Raw genomic sequence first — 828 nt, 5'->3', positions numbered from 1 at the left:
GACCAGCCGTGGTGGTGGGGCCCGACGGCGTCGGCAAATCCACCCTCGCCCGGGTGGCCGCCGAGCGTTTTGCCGAGCGCAATCCCAGCACGCTCATCCGCTGGGTCACCGGCACCCCCACCGAACGCGCGGTCCCGTTCGGGGCGTTCAGCCACCTGGTGGAGATCACCGACCTCGGCAAGCCCGCCGCGCTGCTGCGGGCCGCCCGGGCATCGCTGGGCGGTGACGACCTGCTGCTCGTCGTCGACGACGCCCAACACCTGGACGTGCTGTCGGCCACCCTGGTCTACCAGCTGGCGCGCGACGGCGCCGGACGGCTCATCGTCACCGCCCGCGCCGACTCCGCTCCCGAGGCGATCGCGGCGCTGTGGGGTGACGACCTGCTCACCCGGCTCGACATCGAGCCGCCGGGCGGGGCGAGCGCCCCGGCGCAGATCGATACCTTCCTCGCCGAGCTGCCCGCCGCGGCGCGGTCGGTGCTGGAGTACCTCGCCGTCGCCGAGCCGCTCTCGGTCACCAATCTGACCGAGCTCGCCGGTGACGGCGCGGTGGCCGACAGCACGTCCAGGTGTTGGGCGTCGTCGACGACGAGCAGCAGGTCGTCACCGCCCAGCGATGCCCGGGCGGCCCGCAGCAGCGCGGCGGGCTTGCCGAGGTCGGTGATCTCCACCAGGTGGCTGAACGCCCCGAACGGGACCGCGCGTTCGGTGGGGGTGCCGGTGACCCAGCGGATGAGCGTGCTGGGATTGCGCTCGGCAAAACGCTCGGCGGCCACCCGGGCGAGGGTGGATTTGCCGACGCCGTCGGGCCCCACCACCACCGCTCCGC

1 protein-coding gene and 1 pseudogene are annotated in these 828 nt (G+C 73.8%); one reads left to right on the top strand and one right to left on the bottom strand.

Features of this window, described 5'->3' with window-relative positions:
• Window positions 1-8: 8 nt before the first annotated feature.
• Window positions 9-236 (top strand): annotated as a pseudogene (locus A5659_RS28675) (AAA family ATPase); the annotation flags it as partial.
• Between the two features lie 50 nt (window positions 237-286).
• On the opposite strand, the gene A5659_RS28670 reads toward A5659_RS28675, so the two are convergent.
• Complete coding sequence (locus tag A5659_RS28670; RefSeq protein ID WP_231997963.1) at window positions 287-775, bottom strand: hypothetical protein; 489 nt, start codon at window positions 773-775, stop codon at window positions 287-289.
• Between the last annotated feature and the right edge of the window lie 53 nt (window positions 776-828).

The organism is Mycobacterium sp. 1165196.3 (genome assembly GCF_001673415.1).
GTDB lineage: Bacteria > Actinomycetota > Actinomycetes > Mycobacteriales > Mycobacteriaceae > Mycobacterium > Mycobacterium europaeum_A.
The sequence above is the reverse complement of the archived record's forward strand: the minus strand, read 5'-3'. Positions and strand labels throughout refer to the sequence as shown.